This window comes from Novosphingobium cyanobacteriorum (genome assembly GCF_029436685.1).
GTDB classification, from domain to species: Bacteria; Pseudomonadota; Alphaproteobacteria; order Sphingomonadales; family Sphingomonadaceae; genus Novosphingobium; species Novosphingobium cyanobacteriorum.
This window is the reverse complement of sequence record NZ_JAROCY010000017.1, coordinates 83720-99948: the sequence shown is the minus strand read 5'-3', so window position 1 is coordinate 99948 and position 16229 is coordinate 83720. Positions and strand designations below refer to the sequence as shown.

17 protein-coding genes and 1 pseudogene are annotated in these 16229 nt (G+C 64.5%); 11 read left to right on the top strand and 7 right to left on the bottom strand.

The genetic code is table 11. The features are described 5' to 3' along the window. Positions 1-115 precede the first annotated feature (115 nt). The 6 genes and pseudogenes from POM99_RS16925 to POM99_RS16900 form a co-directional block, all read left to right on the top strand. Positions 116-442 (top strand): annotated as a pseudogene (locus POM99_RS16925) (zincin-like metallopeptidase domain-containing protein); the annotation flags it as partial. A gap of 11 nt (positions 443-453) precedes the next feature. Next, entirely contained in the window at positions 454-876 is a 423-nt protein-coding gene (locus tag POM99_RS16920) for a hypothetical protein (protein ID WP_277279656.1), read from the top strand. A 302-nt stretch (positions 877-1178) separates the two neighbouring features. Next, positions 1179-2132, top strand: coding sequence for a DUF2493 domain-containing protein (locus POM99_RS16915; RefSeq protein ID WP_277279655.1), 954 nt, complete (start codon positions 1179-1181; stop codon positions 2130-2132). A gap of 121 nt (positions 2133-2253) precedes the next feature. Next, positions 2254-2715, top strand: a complete 462-nt coding sequence (locus tag POM99_RS16910; RefSeq protein ID WP_277279654.1) for a DUF6878 family protein — start codon at positions 2254-2256, stop codon at positions 2713-2715. Positions 2716-2725: 10 nt separating this feature from the next. Further along, positions 2726-3151 carry a DUF6915 family protein gene (locus POM99_RS16905; RefSeq protein ID WP_030092318.1) on the top strand — a complete coding sequence of 142 codons (426 nt, stop codon included), beginning with the start codon at positions 2726-2728 and terminating at the stop codon, positions 3149-3151. Between the two features lie 359 nt (positions 3152-3510). Beyond that, positions 3511-3900, top strand: a complete 390-nt coding sequence (locus tag POM99_RS16900) for a single-stranded DNA-binding protein (protein ID WP_007688363.1) — start codon at positions 3511-3513, stop codon at positions 3898-3900. Positions 3901-4015: 115 nt separating this feature from the next. On the opposite strand, the gene POM99_RS16895 is transcribed toward POM99_RS16900, so the two are convergent. Beyond that, positions 4016-4246 carry a DUF6437 family protein gene (locus POM99_RS16895; protein ID WP_277279653.1) on the bottom strand — a complete coding sequence of 77 codons (231 nt, stop codon included), beginning with the start codon at positions 4244-4246 and terminating at the stop codon, positions 4016-4018. Positions 4247-4814: 568 nt separating this feature from the next. Here POM99_RS16895 and POM99_RS16890 point away from each other — a divergent pair. Together POM99_RS16890 and POM99_RS16885 are read left to right on the top strand one after the other, a co-directional pair. After that, entirely contained in the window at positions 4815-5276 is a 462-nt protein-coding gene (locus tag POM99_RS16890) for a transcriptional regulator (RefSeq protein WP_277279652.1), read from the top strand. 46 nt (positions 5277-5322) lie between these two features. Then, positions 5323-5553: an AlpA family transcriptional regulator gene (locus POM99_RS16885; RefSeq protein WP_234178734.1), complete on the top strand. Its 231-nt coding sequence runs from the start codon at positions 5323-5325 to the stop codon at positions 5551-5553. A 186-nt stretch (positions 5554-5739) separates the two neighbouring features. Here POM99_RS16885 and POM99_RS16880 read toward each other — a convergent pair whose 3' ends face one another. Genes POM99_RS16880 through POM99_RS16860 form a run of 5 tightly spaced genes read right to left on the bottom strand, consistent with a single transcriptional unit; the run spans position 5740 to position 13216 of the window. After that, positions 5740-7068 (bottom strand): sensor histidine kinase, encoded by a 1329-nt coding sequence (locus POM99_RS16880; protein ID WP_277279651.1) that lies wholly within the window; start codon positions 7066-7068, stop codon positions 5740-5742. Continuing rightward, entirely contained in the window at positions 7065-7742 is a 678-nt protein-coding gene (locus POM99_RS16875; RefSeq protein ID WP_277279650.1) for a response regulator transcription factor, read from the bottom strand. Before POM99_RS16875 ends, POM99_RS16880 begins: the two co-directional genes overlap by 4 nt. Before the next feature lie 4 nt (positions 7743-7746). After that, entirely contained in the window at positions 7747-9126 is a 1380-nt protein-coding gene (locus POM99_RS16870; RefSeq protein ID WP_277279649.1) for an efflux transporter outer membrane subunit, read from the bottom strand. After that, complete coding sequence (locus tag POM99_RS16865; protein WP_277279648.1) at positions 9123-12227, bottom strand: efflux RND transporter permease subunit; 3105 nt, start codon at positions 12225-12227, stop codon at positions 9123-9125. Before POM99_RS16865 ends, POM99_RS16870 begins: the two co-directional genes overlap by 4 nt. After that, positions 12227-13216, bottom strand: a complete 990-nt coding sequence (locus tag POM99_RS16860; protein ID WP_277279647.1) for an efflux RND transporter periplasmic adaptor subunit — start codon at positions 13214-13216, stop codon at positions 12227-12229. The genes POM99_RS16865 and POM99_RS16860 overlap by 1 nt, the downstream gene beginning before the upstream one ends. Positions 13217-13842: 626 nt before the next feature. On the opposite strand from POM99_RS16860, the gene POM99_RS16855 reads away from it, so the two are divergent. From POM99_RS16855 to POM99_RS16845, 3 genes are all read left to right on the top strand, one after another. Then, on the top strand, positions 13843-14004 hold the full coding sequence (locus POM99_RS16855) for a Flp family type IVb pilin (protein ID WP_279644908.1): 162 nt from the start codon (positions 13843-13845) through the stop codon (positions 14002-14004). Between the two features lie 460 nt (positions 14005-14464). Next, a complete protein-coding gene (locus POM99_RS16850; RefSeq protein WP_277279645.1) occupies positions 14465-15214 on the top strand; it encodes a phosphatidylserine decarboxylase in 750 nt (249 codons plus the stop codon). After that, a complete protein-coding gene (locus POM99_RS16845) occupies positions 15211-16050 on the top strand; it encodes a CDP-alcohol phosphatidyltransferase family protein (RefSeq protein ID WP_438823024.1) in 840 nt (279 codons plus the stop codon). Before POM99_RS16850 ends, POM99_RS16845 begins: the two co-directional genes overlap by 4 nt. Here POM99_RS16845 and POM99_RS16840 read toward each other — a convergent pair. After that, the gene (locus POM99_RS16840) at positions 15998-16219 is read right to left on the bottom strand and encodes a hypothetical protein (RefSeq protein WP_277279644.1); all 222 of its coding nucleotides are present in this window, start codon (positions 16217-16219) and stop codon (positions 15998-16000) included. The two genes, POM99_RS16845 and POM99_RS16840, sit on opposite strands and share 53 nt — an antisense overlap. Positions 16220-16229: the final 10 nt, after the last annotated feature.

Here is a 16229-nt window from a genome sequence, read left to right as displayed (position 1 = left end):
GGACAGGAAGGGCCCTCGGGCCCTCCCTGTCCGGCAGAGAAGAGGGGGCTCGGATCATGTGTCCTGCTTGATTGGCAGAAGAGGACAGAAAGGACACGTTATGGATGGGACCTACCACGAGCTATCGCACTGGACCGGCCATGCCAGCCGCTTGGGACGGGATCTCAAGAACCGTTTCGGAACGGCAGCCTATGCCGCCGAGGAACTTGTCGCCGAACTTTCGAGCGCCATGCTCGGCGCCGAGCTGGGGCTGCCGGTCACGCACCTCGACAGCCACGCAAGCTATATCGAGCATTGGCTCAAGCTTCTGAAAGACGATGACCGCGCCATCCTGACCGCTGCAGCCAAGGCCGAAGAAGCCGCGAGCCTGCTCCTGAAGCTTGGCGGGAGGGCCATGCCTGAACAGTTTGACGACGCGTCTGTCGACGTGCTTGCGGCCTGAGGGAGGGTGCCATGGGTAGATCTGTCAGCTATCCCAGTGGCGCAATTGTCGCCTTCACGGTGCTCGAGTTCGAAGCCGAGGACGACTGGGAATTCGATTATGAATGGCTGCGCGAGGACTTGCGCGAGAGGGCGGCCAAAGCCTTCCCGTCCCTGATCCCGCATGACGGATGGCGTGGCCGGGTAGACCGGATCCTCATGCGCAATGCCTATGCGGATTTCGGTGTATCGATCTATGGAGGGCTGGTCGCTGTCTGGATCGTCGAACGCGATGACGGGGCATATCGGGACGCCGATTGGCGCGCGGCCCGGTCACCGCGGGCAAAGCGCTGGCTGTCCCAGATCGCATCCCGCTTCGATGTCATGTTTGGCGACTACGATTGCCTCGGGCACATGTCGAACGGCGAGGGGGTCTACACCAAGCGCGCAGCTTGAGGTCTGCGAGTTGGCCAGAAGCAGCGCTTTGGGTTGCCATCCCTGACTGAGCTTTGCCGGCCGCTCATGGTCTGGCGCCATGCGAGAGAGGCCCTGGGCCAGCCGCCAGCTTTGCGCAACCCGGCTTGGACGGGCCCGTGTTGGCCGTCGCCCTTCGGGCTCAAGGCCTGCCCGCGCCAGCCCGCCAAGCCGGGTTCCCCCTGACGGGTGCGCAATCCTGCCTGAAGCTGGCCCTGACGGGCTCTCGCTGGCGCAGCCATGAACGGGTGCGTCGGCCTCACGCCAGTCAGGAGGACTTCCCCATGCACACGTCATTTGCCGATCAACTCGCCGGGCTCGATCTTGCCGGCTTTTCCATCGGTCCTGCTCCCGTATCGACAAGCGATTTCCCGGTCCGCGAAGCGGTCGTCCAAACCCTCGAAGCGGTCTGGTCCGATCTTTTCGCCATGGTGTCCGGCACCGCTCTTGAAGCCGACGCCGAGGATCTTGGCTGGGCCTTCGTCAACATCTTCCACCGCTCGGCGGAACGCAAATCGACAGCTCTCGACCGGGCGACCGACGAGGTCCGCGCGCTGATTGCTACGGCCGACGGATCCGAGGTCCACACCCATGACCTTGAGACCCAGGTCGAGCGGGCGCAATGCGCCGAGAGCTCGATGCTGGCGCTCGAGGAGATGCGCGAAGTCGCAGCAGCCCTTTACCTGAACGAGTTCGGTTCCTCCTGGAAGCCGGTCTCCAGTTCGCGCTTCAATCACAGCGCCATGCTGACCTCGGCGCTCGTCGAAGGGCGCGACTTCCTGCGCGCCCGTGCCGAGGCCAAACGCCGTGCAGCGGTGCCCGAAGGAACCCCGGTCGTCTTCGCTGGCGGGCGCACTCGTCATGCCACCGAAGACGATGCACTGATCTTCGGCAACAACGTCTGGGCCACCCTCGACAAGGTCCGCGACCGCGTGCCTGACATGGTGCTCATCCATGGCGGCGACACCAAAGGCGTCGACCGTCTGGCATCGAGCTGGGCCGAACGGCGCGGCATCCCGCAGGTCACGTTCTCGCTCGATATGCGCCTGGGCGCCCGTGCCGGCTTCAAGCGCAACGAGCGGATGCTTTCCCTCGATCCTCGCTACGTCGTCGCCTTTCCAGGCAATGGCGTGCTCGAACGTCTGGTCATCGAAGCCAAGGCCCGGCGGATCACCGTGGTCGATCGGCGCGGGCCCCTCGGTACCAATCCGAAGAGCTCTTCGGTCAGGACCGACTAAGACCCTGTCGGTCTTCGCGCCAGCGCCGGATCGGCGCTGGCGTCGCCCATCAGAGGAAAGGCGCGCGCCTGTCAGTTTGAGCCAGCGGAGGTCGTTGGCTCCTTTCTACAGGAGGCAGTTCATGATCGATATCGAGGCTGTGATGGCCGATTTTGCCGTTCGCCAGGCCGAGCGGCAGATGCAGGTTGCTGAAGAGATTCAGCAGCTCAAGGTCGCCATTCTTCCGCGCTTGCAGGATGCCGGCATCGCCCGTGTCGAGATCCGCTTTGACGGCTGCGGCGACAGCGGTGCCGTTGAAGAATGTGCATGCCTCGATGCAGCCGGCGCGTGGATCCCGTGCCCGGATGTGACCCTCTTGGAAGGCGAAGCAGGCAGCGTTGATCGTACCGGTTCCAGAGAGCCGCAATCACTCGGGCAGGCACTCGAACAGCTGACCTACCTGGCGCTCGAACGTCACCATCCTGGCTGGGAGATCAACGACGGTGCCTGCGGCGAATTGGTGATCGATGTGGCTGAAGCGACCTTCGTGCTCGACTGCAGCCTGCGTTTCACCGCGACCGATGATCACTCGACCGAGCTCTAGGAGACCCGGCATGGCCCACTGCTACTACCACGCTCTCTCTTCGGTCCGGAAATGGGGCGGCACGGTCGATGACTATCTCCCGCTGCACCAGTGGTTCGACCAGTCCAAGGCAATCCTGGCAGACCCACGACACCGCGCGCTGCGGCACCATGCCGAGGGGATATTCATGCTGGAGGCGATCTTCGGCGAGACCCTCGTCAATGCCGATGGCCGGGTCGTTCCGGTGCGTCTGGTCGGCGAACAGCACGTGCGCGAAGACTTGGGCTCGATCCCCTCCTTTGCCGATTGGGCGCGCTTGATCACGCCGCAGGCCTGGATGCTTCGCGGCAACCCTTTGGACGGCGCTGAAGGGGTGACGATCGACATGCCTGGCCGCGGTGAAGCAGTTGCGCCCAGGAGCGTGCCACCTGCTGAAGCGGTCGGTACCGTGATCTAAGAGGGGGTTCTCCGGTGAAGGGGCGGGGTGGATGATCCTGCCAAGACCGGAGGGAAACGAGTCAGGGCAAACCTGTTCAAGGCATCCAGCTCCACCCGGCTTCGATGCAAACCTGTCCCTGAATCACCCCCCGTCGAGACGCGCAACCCGGATCAGGTCCGACCGAGTTGCCGGGCACGATTTTGCGCATCGCTGGTGCCGAAAACCGGTTCCCACTTTTCGGCGCGATGCTGCGTGCCCGGCTGCCCGCACCACCCGAACCAGTTCCGGGTTTCCCTTCGGTGCGCTTCGCCATGGGGCGCTTCTGCTCGGGTTTTGCAGCCGGGATGGACCCGGAATGCTCGATCAGGAGAAAGCCCATGACCAATCTCGTTATCCTCGTTGGCCGCATCGCTCGCGACCCCGAGACCCGCACCACCCAGGGCGGAACCAGCATCACATCGATCTCGGTCGTGACCGACCGTCCCGCCCGCAAGGATGGCAAGACCTACAAGGACGAAAACGGCTACACCGCCAAGGACAGCGAATTCCACCGGATCACCTGCTTCAACGGCCTGGGTCAGAACGTCGCTAAGTATTGCACCAAGGGTCAACTCGTGACGGTCGAAGGGCGCATCCACTACACCCAGTGGGAAGATCAGAGCGGCACCAAGCGCTACGGCTGCGAGATTATCGCCGACAAGGTCGACTTCCTCACCAAGGGCCGCTCCGGCAGCAACGAAGGTGCTCCCGATATCGATGAGGACTGAATGTCCTTGCCTCACGACAAGGCCCCGGTGGCAGGCGCCATCGGGGCCTTTTCTTTTATACGCCTACGATGCGGCGGCACGGGGCGTCGAACCCCTTGCCGCCGCGGGATGGGCTCTACGCGGGAGCAATCCGCTTCAGCGTTTCATCGATCCCGAGCGCCATCGATGCGCGAACGATCTGGCGCAACTGCGCCGGATCGATCGTCTCCGCGCCGCACTCGATCAGCAGCTTTCCGAGTTCGGTCGCTGCTTCTTCGCGGAGACGCGCCTCCTCGTTCTCGAGTTGGGCACGCTGTTCACGCAGCTTCTTCAGCGCATCGCGGGCAGTGGGTTTGGACCTGGCCATAGTGCTTCCTTCTTGCTGGCCGTTGGTCCCCTCCGCTGCCGATCTTGGCACTGCGGGGGCATGTAGGTGAACTTCGTGAGGGCAGGGGTGAAGGTCGTGTCAGCGCCGGCATAGGCGGCGCTCGCCGCAAGCGCCGCGATTGCGACCGGGATGGCAATGTTGAGGGTCTTGCCGAGACCCTTGACGCTCGCGCGCCTGGGGAGGGTGAGAGACTGCATGTGAAGCTCCGGTTGGAGGGGTGGTCACAGCGTTCTTGCGTTCGCTGTGTGTTCCACATGCATCTAGGAAATGGTCGTAGGAAAGTGTTCAGCGGCAAAACCGCCTGGAGGTGGAAGGATGCGGACGCATCTTTTCCAGTCCCGCGCCTGAAATCGACGATAACGACGTAAATTCAGTATTTTTATGTCGGCGACAGCCGTCAAGGCAGCTGGGGTTTGGCGACGAATCGGATAGAGGAACTGATTCGCCTCTAAACGAGATGTTCCGTATATGTTCTTTTCATTTTCCTACATGGGATGCTTCGCGTTATGCCTGCGAGTCGCACGAGTGCAGAACCTAGGAGACAACCATGTACCATCCAACCGCCGCCGCCAGACCGGCCAATGAAAGCCTGGCCCGCGTCCTTGCCCATGCGATCGAAGCCGCTGGCAAACCTCGCCACCGGATTGCCAATGAATGCGGCATGCATCGCGAGACCCTGCTTCGCCTTGCGCGCGGCGAGCGGCCTATCGGGCTCGACGAAGCAGCACGTGTGCTCTCCGCCTGTGGAGCCCATCCCCGCGCATCCATGATCCTCGCACTCGCCGGGCAGGAAGATCTCGCCTGCGAGTGGATGCATGGCGAGATGGGCGAATTTCTCGAAGAGTTCTTCACTAGCCTCCCAGTCCATCTTCAGCGGACCCTGGGACGGCGGATTGAGGATCTGCGGCCTCGGTGGGCCAACGGCACCTCACAGCTCGTGGCACGAATGCTTGCCAAGCACATCGATGATTTTGTGGGGCGCGACATCGCGATGTCGCTGTCGCGGTAAATCCCAAAGTTCGGAGGGGACCGAACCCAAGCGAATGAGATCAGCAATGCCGCTTTCTAATCAGGACACATCGAATACCCCTCAGCTTGCCGCAGCTGTGCCTGCCCGGTTTCTCCGCCTCCCGGAGGTCATCGCGCGGGTCGGGCTGCGCCGCTCCGCCATATATCAACGTATGAGCGAGGGGCGGTTCCCACGGTCGCGATCGCTAGGGCCGAAATGTGTCGTGTGGGTCGAAGCGGAAATCGACGACTGGATGCGCGAGATCGTATCAAGCTGATTCTCGCAGCCTATTTCATGTGGGAAGCGCGGCTTCCGACCAGGTCCGGTCGTTCATGTCTGGCAGGATCAACGTCTGGTTCCGCTCAAAGCCGTCACGTTGCTTTCGGGATTTTGCATCACTGCCGCACACGACCGTTAGTGGGTGGAATTTCGAGCGGCAGCAATGACGCAGTGCCGCATAAGATCAAAACTCGGCGTGCACACCGAAGCCCGGTCGAGAGTCAATGGTGGCTCTGCCAGAGTGTGCGGCAACGATTGCCGCAACCATTGCCAGCCCAAGACCATGGCCGGGCGTTGATCGGCTGCGGTCGGCCCGCGCGAAGCGCTTGAAGAGTTCTGGCGCCTCCATCTCCCCCACGCCCGGGCCATTATCGGAGACGGCGAGGCGGATGCCGTTTCGGGTGCTTTCGAGGGCGATGGAGACGGTCGTTCCCTGCGGCGTGTGCTGCGCGGCATTGTCGAGCAGGTTCGTGAGCATCTGCTGCAGCAGTCTTCGATCGCCGGGCATGGTCAGTCCGGGCGCAATGCTGGTGACAAGCTGGTGGCCGCTGCTCTCCATTGAGGGGCGGAACGCCTCCGCCACATCGGCCACCACTGCGCTGAGATCCACCGTCTGGAAGTGCGCGCGGGCGGCCAAACCTTCGACCTCCGCAATCCGCAGCAGGGCTGAAAAGACCTCCAGCAGCTCACCGGCCTCGCTTGCGGCCGCTTCGATCGCCTCGCGTTGTAGCTCTGGATTGCGCTCGCGTAAGGCCTCATCGAGACAGTTTTGCAACCGTGTCAGTGGCGTGCGCAGGTCGTGGGCTACATCGCTGGAGACCTGACGCAGATTCTCCATCAGCCCGGCGATCCGGTCGAGCATCCGGTTGAGCGTCGTGGCCACGCCGTCAAACTCGTCGCCGCTGCCGGTCAGTGGCACGCGCCGCGACAGATCGCCGGCAATGATCGCAGCAGCCGTGTGATCGATTCGGGCGAGCCGCCGCCGGGTGACGATACCAACCAGCCAGGCGGCACCGATGCCGAGCAGCAGCATTGCGCCAAACGCACCGAGGAACAGCAGGATGAAGCGGTTATCCATCTCGTCGATGGCGGCTCGATCCGCGCCGACAAGAAGGCGGTAACCACCCGGGAGGGCGGTGGTCAGCGATTGTGCGATACGTTCTTCGCCATTCGCCTTGTAAGGCAGCAGTTCGACATAGCCGGGCTTTGATGGGACAGTCGCATCGAGCGATCCCGCTACGGGTCTGTTTTGGGCATCAACGAGCCGATAGCCGAGGCTCGCTGTGCTGCTTGCCGCCTCCCGCCGACGGATGGCGGCGGCCACACCCTCATGCCCGTCCTGCCCTTCGTCGATCAGCGCCTGCGTTTCGATCGCGATGCGGTGATCGAGTTGCAGTTCGAGCGCTTCATGGGTGGTTTCGAAAGCCACCGCGCCGATCACCAGCGTCGCGAGAGCAAAGCCCACAGCGACGGCAGCCACCAGACCGAAAGTGCCGCGCCACCAGCGCTTCATCCGCCGTCCTTGATGAGATAGCCCGCGCCGCGCACGGTCTCGATCGGATCGCTGTCGAACCCGGCATTGAGCTTGGAGCGCAATCGGCTGAGGTGGGTCTCTACGATATTGGTCTTGGGGTCGAAGTCGAAATCCCACACCCGTTCGAGCAGCATGGTGCGGGTCATGATGCGGCCGGGGTTGCGCATCAGTTCGGCCAGAAGCGTGAACTCGCGGGGCTGGAGCGCAATCTTGTGGCCTGCGCGCGTAACCGTGCGGCGGTGCAGATCGAGCACGATGTCACCCGCCGTCAGCCGCGCAGGCTCCGCCGCCGCCGAAGGCCGACGCCCTAGCGCATGTAGGCGTGCCGCCAACTCGGTAAAGGCAAAGGGCTTCACGAGATAATCGTCCGCCCCGCCTTCGAGCCCCTCGACCCGGTCAACAATCCCGCTGACGGCGGTGAGCATCAGCACCGGGGTCATGTTTCCGGCAGCGCGCAGGGCCTTGACCAGCGCGAGGCCATCCAGCCCAGGCAGCATCCGGTCGACTACCATGGCATCGAAGCCGCCATCGGTCGCATGGAACAGCCCATCGCGCCCGTCGCCGCTGGTCACCACCTGATGGCCCAGTTCGGCCAAACCGCGGGCGATGAACTGGCTCGTATCGGCATCGTCCTCGACGATCAGGATTCTCATGGAGCTATTCTAACGGCTCGCCGCCGCTGCGCCAGCCACCGCCAAGCGCGCGGAACAGCGCCACCTGCGCCTGCGCGACGGCGAGTTCAGACTGCGCGAGCGACAGTTCGGCCTGTGCCAGCGTGCGGTCGGCGTCGACCCGCAGCAGCGGTGCGGCATCGCCGAGCCGGACACGCGCCTCGGCGCGGCGGGCGTAGAGGCGTCCTTCATCGCGGGCGTCGGCCAGCGCCCGGTTGCGGCGCACTTCTCCGTCATATGCCGCAAGCGCCGTCTCGACATCACGCAGCGCCCGGAGGACCGCGACATCCCACCCCGCCAACGCAACCCGTTCGCTTGCTTCAGCCTGTTCAATGCGCGCGCGGGCCGGGGCCTGATTGGGGAAGGCCCAGCTTACCAGCGGCGAGCCTGTCGCGACTAGTCCGCCGCTCAGTAGGCCCAGCGCCCCGCCAAGGTTGATTCGGGGGTAGAGATCGGCACGCGCCACTCCGATCCGCGCGGTGGCGGCAGCAAGGCGGCGTTCGGCTTCGCGAATGTCCGGGCGGCGCAGCAGCAAGGCCGTCCCGTCGCCGACCGGAGCCGCATTGCGTAGTTTCGGCGTTGCGGTGCAAGTCACGGGGTTGCTGCGTGCCTCTCCCGCCGGGCGTCCTGCGAGCGTGGCGAGGCGATAGCGCGCATTGGCCTGCGCTGCTTCCAGCGGCGCGATGGTCGCTTTGGTTACGGCGACGAGGTTGGCGGCCTGCGACACTTCCAGCGGGGAAACCTCGCCTGCCGCGAGCTGGCTGCGGGTGATTGTCAGCGCGCGGTCCTGAAGCGCGACCTGTTCTTGCACGACGGCAAGACTGCGGGTTGCGCCGCACAGATCGACATAGGCCAGAACGGTATCGGCGACGACCGCGACCTTGATGCCATCGAGCGCAGCGGCCTGGGCTTCTGCATCGGCGCGGGCAGCGAGCGCACCTGAGCGAAGCCGACCGAACAGGTCCGCATCCCAGCTTGCGGTTACCCCCAGGTCGTAGTCCGTCGTCGGCACATTGCCTGAGGCGCTGGGCTGATTGGCGGGATTGTCGATGCCGAGACTGCTCTCGATCGTGGTCTGAGGCAGCCGGGCGGCTTGCGCCTGACGCAGCGCCGCGCGCGCGCCATCGAGATTGGCATAGGCCACCCTGAGATCGGCATTGGTCGCGAGGCTGGCTTCGACCAAGCGGTCAAGCACAGGATCATCATAGAGCCGCCACCAATCATCGGGCACAGGCTCGATCGAGGCGACCGGCAGGCTCGCGAACGGTCCGGCAGCAATCGTGGGATCGATCTTAGTTGCCGCAGGCGGGGACGTGGTCGCGCAAGCGGTCACCATCAGGGCAGCGAGGGGAACAAACCGCTTCATGCCACCGCCTCCGCAAGGTCCGGCTCGGGTGCCGAGCGATCCTTGCCGAAGCGGGCATAGAGCGCGGGCATTAGGAACAGGTTGAGCGCGGTCGACGAGATCAGGCCGCCGAGGATGACGATTGCCATCGGATGCTCGATCTCGTGACCTGGCTTATCGCCCGCGATCACCAGCGGCACCAGTGCAAGCCCTGCGCACAGTGCGGTCATCAGGATCGGCACGAGACGTTCCTGCGCGCCGCGAAGTATCAGGGCCGGGCCGAACTCCTCGCCCTCGAACCGCCGAAGATGATCGTAATGCGAGAGCAACATGATGCCGTTGCGCGCTGAAATCCCGATCACGGTGACAAAGCCGACCAGCGATCCCAACGACAGAACCCCGCCGGTGAGCGCAACCCCGATCACCCCGCCGACCAGCGCGAAGGGCAGGCTGAGGCCCACCAGCGCGGTGATCCGAGCCGAACGGAACTCCAGCCAGACCAGCAGCAGGATACCCACGAGGCAGGCAAGGCCTACCGTCCACAGCCGCGAACGCGATTCCTTGAGCGCTGCATATTCGCCGAGGATCTCTGGGTGGTAGCCGGTGGCGAAGGGCACCTCGCTCACCGCCGCCTCGACCCCGCGCGCGACGGCTCCGAGATCGGCATCGCTAGCGATGTTGAGCGTGACATCAAGACGGCGCTGGCCGTCCTCGCGCTTGATTTCGTTAGGCGCGGGCACGATCACCACATCGGCGACGTCGCGCAGGCGGACGGGCGCGCCGACCGGGGTCTGGATCATCAGATCGGCAAGCGCGTGCTGGTCGCCGCGGATTTCAGGCTCGCCCCACAAGGCGACATCGAAAGCCTTCTGGTCGCGATAGATTTCGCCCAGCTTCTCTCCCGCCACGAGGGTCTGCGCCTGCCGTCGCACCTCGCCCGGCGTGAGGCCCAGGGTGACGAGATCAGCCGAGCGCGGGCGAATCTGTATCTGCGGCACCAGCACCTGCTGTTCGACCTTGAGGTCGGTCACACCGGGGATGCTGGCGACCTTGCCGCGCACCCGCTCGGCTGTGGCGCGAAGCTCCTCCTGATCGGGACCGTAGATCCGCACCACCACGGTCGCGCCTGCGCCGGAGAGCACCTCCTTGATGCGTTCGCGGAGATAGGTGAGCACGTCGCGGTAAAGGCCGGGGTAGCCTTCGACCACTTCCTTGATACGGGCGACGCTGGCGTCGTAGTCAGCTTCGTCATCGAGGCTGATCCACAGTTCGGTGAAGTTCGGGCCGACCACTTCGTCGGCCGCCTCGGCACGCCCGATATGCGCCCCGAAGTTGCGCACGCCGGGGATCGCGCGCAGCTCCTTCGAGGCGCGGATGGTGATGCGGTCCATCGCATCGATGCCGACGCCCGGCTTCTCGACGAAGTGCATCAGGAAGTCGGTCTCGCGGAAGTCGGGCAGGAACTGGTCCTTGAATCCCAGATAGCCCACGCCGGAAAGCAGCAAGCCGCCCGCGACGATGCCCATGGCAAGACGTGGCCGGTCGACCAGCCGGGGTAGGACGCCAAGATAGCGCTGCTTGAGGGAGGCGACAAAGCGCGTGTCGCGATGCTCCTTCATCGGCGCATTCGGCAGCAGCATCAGGCACATCGCAGGCGTCACCACCAGCGCTACCAGCAGGGAGGCGGCAATCGCCAGCACATAGGCAATGGCAAGCGGCCTGAAGAACGTCCCCGCCACCCCGCCAAGGAAGAAGATCGGCAGGAACACCAGCATGACGATCAGGGAGGCGAAGACCACAGCCGTGCGCACTTCGAGCGAGGCCGAGAGCACCACGGCAAAGGCCGAGCGCGGATTGCCCGCCTCACGGTTCAGGCGCAGGCGGCGGGCGATATTCTCGACATCGATGATTGCATCATCGACCACCTCGCCAAGGGCAATAACCAGCCCGGCGATCACCATCGTGTTGATCGTCGCCCCGCTCCACAGCAGCACGAGGCCCGCCGCCAGTAGCGACAGCGGGATCGCCACAAGGCTGATCGTCGCCTGCCGCCAGTCACGTGTGAAGGCGAACAGCACGATCGCCACCAGCAGGCAGCCGATCATCAGCGCGCGGGTGAGATTGTCGATCGACTTCTCGATGAAGGTTGCCGGGCGGAAGATCGTGGTGTCGATCTTCACATCCTTGAGGCCGGGGCGGAGCTCTTCGACCGCTGCCTCGACGTCGCGGGTCAGCTGGAGCGTGTTGCCGGTGGGCTGCTTCTCGACGATCAGCATGATGCCGGGGCCGTCGTCGATGATTGCATTGCCGATGGGGGCGGCAAAGCCATCGGTCACCCGCGCGACATCGCCCACCCGCACCGGCGCATCGCCTGCGATCTTGATGACCGTGCGGGAGAGGTCCTCGGCGGTCTGGATCGCGCCCGCCTGCTGAACGGGCAGTCGCTGGTTGGGCGTATCGACAAAGCCGCCGCCGCCGACCAGCACCGCATCCCCGGTCGCCGCGCGCAGTTCAGCCAGCGTGACGCCCGAGGCTTGCAGCCGATCGGGGTCGGCCAGCACCTGCAACTGCCGGTCGCGGTAGCCCCAGACGGCGACATTGGCGACGCCCGGCACCGACATTAGCTTGGGCCGGATCGTCCAGCGCACCAGCTCGGACAGCTGCATCTGATCGAGCTTCTTGGAGGAGATGCCGATCTTCATCGCACGGCTCGTGGACGACAAGGGCGGCAGCATCACAGGCGGGCGGGCAGCGGCAGGTAGCCGTGCCTGCACTTGTGCGACGCGCTCCTGTACCAGCTGGCGAGCGCGGATCACATCGGTGCCACGCTCGAACAGGATCGTCACCGACGAGAGGCCCAGCACTGACTTCGAGCGTAAGGTGGCCAGATCGGGGACGCCGTTGACTGCGGTTTCGATCGGTACCGTAATCAGACTTTCGACTTCCTCAGTCGACAGGCCCGGTGCCTCGGTCTGGATCTCGACGATAGGCGGGGCGAACTCGGGGAACACATCGAGCGGCACATCAGCAGACGCGCGTAAGCCGAGCACCACCAGCAGCGCCGCCATCGCAAGCACTAGCAAGCGCTGCTTGAGCGCGGAGCGAACGAGCCAGGCCAGCATCAGTGTGCGACCCCGAACTCGGTGCCAAACAGCTCGGCAGCGCCTGCGGTGACCACCAGTGTACCGGGACGCAGGCCCCGCGACAGGATCGCGCGGCCACCTTCGGTTGCGGCAACCTCGATCCGCTGACGCACATAGGTGTCGGCCTCGGTCTTCGCATAGACCCATTCACCGCCATAGATGTCTCGCAGGATCGCGGAGGTCGGCACTGAGAGCCCTTCGCTCCGCCTACCAGCAAGCGGGAGCGCGACGCTGACCCGCTGGCCGACGCGGTAGGCCCGATCACGATTGTCGAGCGCGAAATAGAGATCGACGGTGCCCGCCATCGCATTGGCAGACGGCGGCGCATCGACGGGACGCGCAGATCGTTTCGCGCTATCCTGTCCAAGCGGCGAGACCAGCGCCGACTGACCTTGTTGCAGCCCGGCAAGGTCGCTCCCGAACACCGGCACCCGCACCCAGACGTAGCGCTGGTTGCCAATGCTCGCCACCGCTGGCCCGAGCAGGCGGCGCTGGGCTGCGGCAGCGTCCGCTGCAGCCTTGGCAGCCCCGAGCGCCGCCGTCGCCTCATCACGCGCGCGAATGCTGCCTGCTTCTTCGTCGACCAAAGCCGATGCACGATCATAGGCGACGCGCGCCAAAGCAAGCTGCGCCCGTGCCCGCGCAAGTTCGCCATCAGCGGCGACCTGCTGGGCAGCGAGCTGTTGCAGATTGCTGGCGGAATTGATCGGCGCGCCACCGACCCCCGCCGGGACGACAATCTCACCGCTTGTCATGCGCATGGCCGATGCGGTGCCCGTCCCGATCCGCTCGGTCACAATCCCGAGCCGCTTCTGCGCTTCCGGCGTGAGCTTCAGGCGGACAAGCTCGGTCTCGTGCGCGATTGCTTCGCTGTGAACCGGAGGTTTGGCGGGCGCAGCGGGTTCGCCTCCGCAGGCGGTCAGGATGATGGCAGGAGCGAGAGCGACGAGGGCGAAGCGGTTTGGCATTCTCGCCTTGTAGAGCGCCCGGATTGGGGCAATGTTGGCAAAGCTATACAATATCCCAATGTTGAAGTGGATGCGGCTGCGCCGTAGGTGTGGCACAATGCAAAAGATGCATCGGGATCTTGGGTTTCAGGACGCTGACGTTCAATCGGCGCTCCACACTCTCATAGACAGGGTCGCGTCCGCTCCTGACAAATGCGGTCATTCGGTTTGCCATTCAGGTATGACGCCTATGTCCCACAATCTGGGTTTAGCGCGTACCGTTCTGTCAGGGCTTGAGCCAGCGATTGTCGCTCGGGTTGAGCCGGTCGGTCACATGGAATGTGCACCTTGTGAGGTCAGATAAAACGCCTAAGGCGAACGACCGTACGTCGCAAGAAACCCATTATGTGGGAGGAAATGTGGGAGAATGGATCTGAAAATCCATTATTTATCTATAAAATACAGTACTTAATGAGGTGGTTCGGTACAAGCCCTGCCACCACCGCTGCACTGCTCCGCTTCAAAAGCAGGTGGCCGCTTCAACTGAGCTGCCAAGTATTTTTGCGTGTGCTGGACATACCCGGAATTACCGTTGCCCGTTCATGCCAAGGCAGGACTGGCTCAGTACGGAGAGGGATGTGGGCATCTTGACCAGGCTCTGGCGCGACGAGGCAGGGGCGACAGCGGTTGAATACGGCCTGATCTGCGCGATCGTGGTCTTGACCGCGATGGCCGGGGCCTCGGTGCTGGGCAATACAGTGTCAAACACCCTGTTCGGGGCATCGAACCAACTCACCAACGCGCAGTAGGCCTGCCCAAGGGCGACGCGAGCCACGGAGAATGCGGCATGGACATGTTGTTGTTGGCGTTCCTGGTGGTTTTCGCATGCGGTGCGGGCACCGGCGTGCTGGTGATGCGGGCGTTGCAATAGAACCTCCTTCTAACACACGCGAGTTGTCGCCGGCTGCGGTGCACTGGTCCTCCAGGCTGGGCAGCCGTCGCTCGACGGCGGCCAACGCTTGGCTCTCTCCACACCCTTCGTTTTTCGCGCAGAAGGCCTGGCACCACGCCGCGAGCCGGGGCGAGCGCCTTGCGTGCCGGCGCGGGCAGGCTGCGTGGCGGGTGGATTTCGGGCTATCTGATGGTCTTGGGCAGCGGGCCTGATACTCCATGGCGATTGCCTGAAGAACGCACGTGCAGGGACGCGGGAGAATCGTGACAGGCCCGCGGCGGGTTGTGGATGGCGGCGCTTGCCCTTAGATGCAGCCAATGCCCGGAGACATTCTTGACAACCGCGGACGCGGTACCGCTGGCTGGAGCTGGCCCTCCATCCATCCCGAAGGACGCAAGTTTGCGCTGATCGCTGCGGCGGTCTGCGCCGGATGCGCATTCATGGCCTGGGAAACGCTGGCCTGGCCGCTGGGCGCGCTGGTGCTTGGCATCCTCGCCTTTTTCCGCGATCCCGAACGCGTCACCCCGCGCGACGACAACGCCATCGTCAGCCCGGCGGACGGCCTGATAACCCTGATCCAGAAGGTGAATCCGCCACGCGAACTGAGCGCCGACGATGGCAGCGGCGCAGCTGCCCTGCCTGACCGCCCGGTGACGCGCGTTTCGATCTTCATGTCGGTGTTTGACGTCCACATCAATCGCACGCCGATTGCCGGGACGATCCGCCGGGTGGTCTATATCCCCGGCAAGTTCCTGAATGCCGATCTCGACAAGGCGAGCGAAGAGAACGAGCGCCAGCACTTCCTGGTGGAGCGCGGCGACGGGGTGAAGGTTGGCTTCACCCAGATCGCCGGCCTGATCGCGCGGCGCATCGTACCCTTCGTGAAGGGCGGCGACATCGTTGCAGCTGGCCAGCGCATCGGCTTGATCCGATTCGGCAGCCGCGTGGATGTCTACTTGCCGGAAGGCACAGAACCGCGCGTGCTGATGGGCCAGAAGGTGATCGCAGGTGAAACCGTGCTGGCCGAGATCGGCCAGGCTCCGGCGATCGAGGGCATCCGCCAGTGACCGAGCCGGATGCGCCCGAAGATCGTGACCTGATCGCGCCCACGGGCGACGATTTCGGCAGGCGCAAGCTGCCGCGCGGCCTGACGCTGCGGGCGCTGGTGCCCAATGCGATCACATCGGGCGCACTGTGCTGCGGACTGACCGGCATCCGCTTCGCCATCGGCGGCGATTTCAAGGCGGCCGTGCTGGCGATCATCCTGGCCGGGATGCTGGATGGCATCGACGGGCGGGTTGCCCGGATGATGAAGGCGCAGTCACGCTTTGGTGCCGAGCTGGACAGCCTGTCGGACTCGATCTCGTTCGGGGTGGCGCCGGCGCTGGTGCTCTATCTGTGGAGCCTGCAACAGGTGCCGCGATTCGGCTGGTTCGCCGCGCTCGCGCTGGCGGTATGCTGCGCGCTGCGGCTGGCGCGGTTCAATGCGCAGATCGATCTGAAGGACCAGCCGCACAAGAGCGCAGGCTTCCTCACCGGCGTTCCGGCGCCTGTCGGGGCAGGGCTGGCCATGATGCCGATCTACCTGTGGATCGCGAGCGGAAACGAAATGTTTCGCCGGCCGGAAGCCGTGGCGGCTTGGACCGCGCTGATCGCATTCCTGATGATATCGAATACCGCAACGCTCAGCTGGGGGTCCATGCGTCCGCGCAAGGCGATACGGCTGGAGGTGATCGCGCTGTTCGGGCTGGTCTTTGCAGCCTTGCTGACAGAGCCGTGGCTGACGCTGGTGGGGATCTGCGCGGTTTATCTTGCGCTCGTCCCCGTGGGCGTGGTCCGCTATGCCCGGGTCAGGCGGCGCGCAGGTGATCGGGCCAGAGCGGACGCGGGCCAGAACGCCTGACCGACCGCTGCGGCACGCGGCGCAGGCGGGCGAAAGCGATCGGAGAGGTCCGCGTATCTCCCGTCATCCGAACGAGGAATTCGCGATCGTCGGAAAGCGACTGGGCATCGCACAGCACCTGACGCACTGCGCCGATCTGTTGACGCACGGTGGCCACGATTGCGATCACTGCCGCAACG